Origin of the sequence: Bradyrhizobium uaiense (genome assembly GCF_010811875.1) — a bacterium.
Lineage (GTDB): Bacteria > Pseudomonadota > Alphaproteobacteria > Rhizobiales > Xanthobacteraceae > Bradyrhizobium > Bradyrhizobium uaiense.
Genome location: NZ_VKHP01000387.1, coordinates 1 through 5,714, shown reverse-complemented (window position 1 = coordinate 5,714; position 5,714 = coordinate 1). Strand labels below are relative to the sequence as shown.

At 66.0% G+C, this 5,714-nt stretch carries 4 protein-coding genes and 1 pseudogene; 2 read left to right on the top strand and 3 right to left on the bottom strand.

The window, feature by feature from the left end; translation table 11 throughout:
* The 3 genes from FNJ47_RS44290 to FNJ47_RS44280 all read right to left on the bottom strand — a co-directional run.
* The coding region (locus tag FNJ47_RS44290) for a DEAD/DEAH box helicase (RefSeq protein WP_347341808.1) at positions 1-1,511 on the bottom strand (1,511 nt) is incomplete at its 3' end.
* Positions 1,512-1,744: 233 nt separating this feature from the next.
* Positions 1,745-2,971, bottom strand: coding sequence for an ABC transporter substrate-binding protein (locus tag FNJ47_RS44285; protein WP_163162842.1), 1,227 nt, complete (start codon positions 2,969-2,971; stop codon positions 1,745-1,747).
* 282 nt (positions 2,972-3,253) lie between these two features.
* The gene (locus FNJ47_RS44280; RefSeq protein WP_163162840.1) at positions 3,254-4,180 is read right to left on the bottom strand and encodes a methyltransferase domain-containing protein; all 927 of its coding nucleotides are present in this window, start codon (positions 4,178-4,180) and stop codon (positions 3,254-3,256) included.
* A gap of 132 nt (positions 4,181-4,312) precedes the next feature.
* On the opposite strand from FNJ47_RS44280, the gene FNJ47_RS44275 reads away from it, so the two are divergent.
* Positions 4,313-5,389 (top strand): ligase-associated DNA damage response exonuclease, encoded by a 1,077-nt coding sequence (locus FNJ47_RS44275; protein ID WP_163162844.1) that lies wholly within the window; start codon positions 4,313-4,315, stop codon positions 5,387-5,389.
* Positions 5,386-5,714, top strand: a pseudogene (locus FNJ47_RS44270) (ATP-dependent DNA ligase); the annotation flags it as partial. The gene FNJ47_RS44275 and the pseudogene FNJ47_RS44270, both read left to right, overlap by 4 nt.

Sequence of the window (5,714 nt, the reverse complement as noted above, 5' to 3'; positions counted from 1 at the left end):
AGCGCTGCATAGGGCGCTGCGGTCCTGACCTCATCGTAGAGCTCATCGGACAAAAACGGCTTGCCGCAGGCGCAGCCGAGCACGTGCTGGGCCAGCACGTCGAGCGCGCCGGTGCGCAGCGGCGGGGGGTCCTGCGCGTTCTCCGCGATGGCATCGATCGCGACGGCGCATTCCAGCACTTCGAACCGGTTGGCCGGCACCAGCACCGCGCGCGAGGCCTCGTCGAAGCGATGGTTGGCGCGGCCGATCCGCTGCATCAGCCGCGACGACCCCTTGGGCGCGCCGATATTGATGACGAGATCGACATCGCCCCAGTCGACCCCGAGATCGAGCGAGGAGGTGCAGACCACGCCCCGCAGGCGGCCTGCCGCCATCGCATCCTCGACCTTGCGGCGCTGCGCGACGTCGAGCGAGCCGTGATGCAGCGCGATCGCGAGCCCGTCGTCGTTCATGCGCCACAGATCCTGGAACAGCATCTCGGCCTGGCTGCGGGTGTTGACGAACACCAGCGTGGTCTTGTTGCGCTTGATCAGCTCATAGACCTCGGGCAGCGCATGACGCGCGCTGTGGCCTGACCACGGCAGCCGCTCCCTTGTGTCGAGCATCTCGACCACCGGCGGTGCGGCGCCGCCTGCCGTGACGACGTCGGCGGATGCGTTCTCGCCGCCCGGCTGCGGCACCAGGAATCGCGCCAGCTGTTCGGGTTCGGCGACCGTTGCCGACAGGCCGATAGCGCGCGCCTGTGGCGCGATGGTCCAGAGCCGCGCCAGCCCGAGCGACAGCAGATCGCCGCGCTTGGAGGTGACCAGCGCGTGCAGCTCGTCGAGCACGATGCGCTTCAGCGAGGAGAACAGAAACGGCGCGTCGTCGGACGCCAGCAACAGCGCCAGCTGCTCCGGCGTGGTGAGCAGGATGTCCGGCGGATAGCGCCGCTGCCGCTGCCGCCGCGACACCGGCGTGTCGCCGGTGCGGGTCTCGATCTTGATCGGCAAGCCCATCTCGGCAACCGGCGTCTCCAGATTGCGCGCGATATCCACCGCGAGCGCTTTCAGCGGCGAGATGTAGAGCGTGTGCAGCCCATCGCTGCGGCGAACGCTGCGGCCGGTGGAGATGAGCGTCTTTCTTGGCTCCGCAGCGCTCGCTGGCAGGGCTCCCTCCCCCCTTGCGGGGGAGGGCTGGGGATAGGGGTAAGCCGTATCGTTTTGAGCAAGCGGCGTACCCCTCTCCCGCAAGGGAGGAGGTGGCGATCGGGTACGCGCCGACCGTGTCCGACCTCTCTCCTCGCTCTCCCCGCTCAACTCCACCAGCGTCGGCAAGAAACCCGCCAGTGTCTTGCCCGCACCCGTGGGCGCGATCAACAGCGCGGAGCGTTCCTCGCGCGCCTTCGCCAGCAGCGCAAGCTGATGCTCACGCGGCGACCAGCCGCGTGAGGCGAACCAGTCGCGAAACCGGCGCGGCAAGAGATCGGCCGTTTCCGACGGCGGGACGGAAAAGAGATCGAGCGTCGACACGCCCAAGAGGTAAGTGGTTCAGGCGGTTTCGTCGAGGGCGGGCGGAAATGGCGGCAGATGGCAAGGGTACTTCACCTCGCCCTGCCTGCGGGGAGAGGTCGGATCGCATCGCCAGATGCGATCCGGGTGAGGGGGTACAGGTCTCACCACGCTCACGGCTCGTGGAAGCAGCCCCTCACCCCGCCTCTCCCCGCGAAGAGCGGGGCGAGGGAGACGATAGCGCAGTGCAAATTCTACTCCGTCATCGGCTCGCCGAAGAGGTCCCAGTCCTTGCCGTTGAAGATCGAGACGTAGAGCGTCTTCATCGGCGTGTAGTCGTCGGGCGTGTAGCTGTAGTTGATCCCGTCCAGGAAATAGGGCGAGTGGAAACCGGCCAGCGTGGTGGCCTGCTTCAGCACGTTGGCGCGGGTCAGGTCGTCGCCGCAGCGGCGCAGGATCTCGCCCATCGTCGCCGCCTGGCCGTAGCCGGCGAAGGCGATGGTGTTATCGGGATCGATGTTCGGCAAATACTTCTTGCGCAGCTCCTCGAACGCGACCACGTCGGCATCCTTCTCGTAGCGGGGCACGCCGACTTCCTTGTTGTAGCGGATCGCGACGATGTCCTTGGCGTTCTCCAGGCCGGCGGCGCTCAGGATCGAGCGGCCGGTCGAGCCCGCCGACAGCAGCTGCAACGGCTTCCAGCCGAGCTCGGCGACCTTGCGGATCGACTGCGACGTCGCCTTGCCGGTCGTGATGTTGTAAAACACGTCGGCGCCCGATTTCGACAGATTGATGAGCTGGGAATCGACCGTCGGATCGGTGAGATCGTAGGTCTGCTCCATGATCACCTCTGCCTTGCCGCCGGCATCGGCCAGCACCTTCTTGAACGGCCCGAGGAAGTCGCGGCCGAAATCGTCGTTCTGGTAGAGGATGCCGATCTTGGCATTCGGCTTCACGCTGACGACGTGCTTGGCCAGGATGCGCGCTTCGGTCGGATACAGCGGCAGGCCCGCCATGGTCCATTTGAAATTCTTCGGATCGTTCCACTTCGAGGCACCGGTGTTAAGCAACAATTGCGGCACGCCCTTGGAATTGAGATATTTGTGCACGGAGGTCTGCGGCGCGGTGCCGAGCGAGCCATAGAGCGCCAGCACCTCCTCCTGCTCAACCAGGCGACGCGTCGCCTCGACGCATTTCGGTGCGCTGTAAGCGTCGTCCATGGTGAGGAATTTCACCTTGCGGCCGTTGATGCCGCCCTTGTCGTTCAGCATCTGGAAATAGGCTTCGCCGACGCGGCCGAGCACGCCATAGAGCGAGCCCGGACCGGAATGCGGCACGGTCTGGCCGAGCTTGATCTCGGTGTCGCTCGAACCCGGATCGTACTTCTTATCCGCGGCCCGAACGAACGGCGCAGGCAGCACGGACGCTGCGATGACGGACAATGCAGTGGCGCCGAATTCGCGCCGCGTATGTTTTTTCATTATTTCTCTCCCTGAGGCGAAAAGCTCTCGCATTCCGCCTTGCGCCGGGCAAGCGCGAAGTCACCGCTTTGCGGCGCAATGCCGCGTCACGGCAAATGCGTAGCGTGTAGACTCAAGTTTGAGGGCGAGGCGCATGACCATGCACCCTCTCCCCTTGTGGGAGAGGGTGGCTTCGATGCGAGAGCATCGAAGCCGGGTGAGGGGTCTGTCTCCGCGGATGCAGACCCCTCATCCGGCGCTTCGCGCCACCTTCTCCCACAGGGGAGAAGGGAAGAAGAAACATCACGGCTTGACGGCGACGGCCACAAGTCCCGGTGCGGGGATGTTGTCTTCATTGCGCGCCGAGAGATCGTCGAGCAAGGCCAGTGCCAGCCCGGCGGCAGCGACCGAGGCACGCACGTAAGCCGCGCTGTGCGCGTAGCGCAGCCCCGCGCCGAGGATGACGCCCTCGCCGTCATGCGTCTCCGTCGTGAAGGCGAGCACGCCGCCCACGACCAGCACGCGCGCGGCCTCGGCGAGAACCGGTGCGAGATCGGCGACATAGACCATCGCATCGGCGGCAAGGATCAATTCGGCGCTGGCATCGGGTTTGGTGGAGATGCCCTTCAACATGTCGTCGACCTCGAGCTCGGCATAAAGCCCGGTGGCGCGCGACTTGTCGATCATGCGCGGCGACAGGTCGATGCCGATGAAGCGATCGACATGCCGCGCGAATGCGCCGGCCGCAAGTCCGGTGCCGCAGCCGAGATCGATCGCACGCTTGAGGAACGCCGACTTCTTCGCGGACGCGCGCACCGACAGCACCGCCTTGAACAACAGCGCCGGGCCGCGATAGCCGAGATCGCCGACCAGGGCGGCCTCGAAGCGCGGCGCATATTGATCGAACAGCGTCTGCACATAGCCCGGCGGCATCGCGCTGACGGCCTCGACGCCGAGCTGCATCAAATGCAGGCCGGCGCCATGGCGGTCTTCGGGATCGGCATCGCGCGCGGCGCGGAAGGCTGCGATCGCGGCCTCGCGCTGGCCTAGCTCGAGGCGGATCTTGCCCAGCGTGTGCCAGGCCGACGGGAATTTCGGCACCAGCTCGATCGCCTGTTCGAGCAGCTCGGCGGCAGCCGGAAGGTCGCCCTTCAATTGCAGGTCGCGCGCGAACTCGTAGCGGCGGTCGGCAACGAGGTCGCCGGAGGACAGAAACAGGCGGGGCGCCATTGTATTCTTAAGGAACCGATCCTGGCCGATACGGCCATCCATCAAAGCACGGACTTTTTCCGGAGTTGGATGCGCCGGTCAAGCCCGCGCATGACGATTAGATATCGCGGAATCAATGCCTATATGTGCGGCATGCGCCCGCAAGACATCCTGATGCCCGTCCCGGCCGGGCTTTGCTGCAAGCCCGGCGGCTTCCACATCGATCCTGTCAGGCCGGTCGAACGCGCACTGATCACACATGGCCATTCCGACCATGCACGGGCGGGCCACGGCGCTGTCCTCGCGACCCAGGAAACCCTCGACATGATGCGGCTGCGCTACGGCGAGAATTTCGCTGGCTCTGTGCAGGCGGTCGCCTATGGCGAGGAGATCAGGCTCGGCGACGTCACGGTATCCTTTCATCCCGCCGGGCACGTGCTCGGCTCCGCCCAGATATCGGTCACCTGCAAGGACAGGCGCATCGTCGCCTCCGGCGACTACAAGGACGCGCGCGACCCGACCTGCGCCCCGTTCGAGCTGGTGCCCTGCGACGTCTTCATCACGGAGGCGACCTTTGGATTGCCGGTGTTCCGCCACGGCGATGCCGCCGGCGAAGTGAACAAGCTGCTGGCCTCCGTAAAATTGTTTCCGGAGCGCGCGCATCTGGTCGGCGCCTACTCGCTCGGCAAGGCGCAGCGAGTGATCGCACTGCTGCGCGAAGCCGGCTACGACGCGCCGATCTACCTGCACGGCGCGATGGAGAAGATCACCTACTATTACCAGGAGCGCGGCATTCCGCTCGGTGAGCACAGGCCCGCGCGCGGCATGAAGAAGGCCGAGCTTGCCGGCACCATCACGCTGGCGCCGCCGAGCGCGACACAGGATGTGTGGACGCGACGCTTCCCCGATCCGGTCACTGCCTTTGCCTCGGGCTGGATGCGCGTGCGCGCCCGCGCCCGGCAAGGCGGCATCGAGCTGCCGCTGGTGATCTCGGATCATGCAGATTGGGATGGGCTGACGGCAACGATCGCCGCGACCGGCGCCGGCGAGATCTGGGTCACCCACGGCCAGGAAGATGCCTTGGTGCATTGGTGCAAGACCAGGGGCCTTGCCGCGCAGCCGCTCGATCTGGTCGGCTATGGCGATGAGGACGAAGGCGAGACGGTGGCGGTCACCGGTGAGGCCCAGCCCGCCGACGAGGCCAAGCCCGCCGGCGAGGCAGACACATGAACCGCTTCGCCGAGCTGCTCGACCGCCTCGCCTACGAGCCCGGCCGCAACAACAAGATCAAGCTGCTGGTCGGCTACTTCCGCGAGACCGAGGATCCCGACCGCGGCTACGCGCTGGCTGCGCTGACCGGTGCGCTGTCGTTCAAGCACGCCAAGCCGGGCTTGATCCGCGACCTGATCACCGAACGCGCCGACCCCGTGCTGTTCGGTTATTCCTATGACTACGTCGGCGATCTCTCCGAAACCGTTGCGCTGATGTGGCCGAAGGCGGCTGGTGCAGCTCACAACGAGTCTTACCTGGGCCCCCCCTCTCCCCAAACCTCCCC

What these genes read in the sequence shown, in the direction of transcription:
- FNJ47_RS44275 (WP_163162844.1), top strand. Translation starts at nt 4,313, where the DNA reads ATGCGCCCGCAAGACATCCTGATGCCCGTCCCGGCCGGGCTTTGCTGC.
- FNJ47_RS44280 (WP_163162840.1), bottom strand. Translation starts at nt 4,180, where the DNA reads ATGGCGCCCCGCCTGTTTCTGTCCTCCGGCGACCTCGTTGCCGACCGC.
- FNJ47_RS44285 (WP_163162842.1), bottom strand. Translation starts at nt 2,971, where the DNA reads ATGAAAAAACATACGCGGCGCGAATTCGGCGCCACTGCATTGTCCGTC.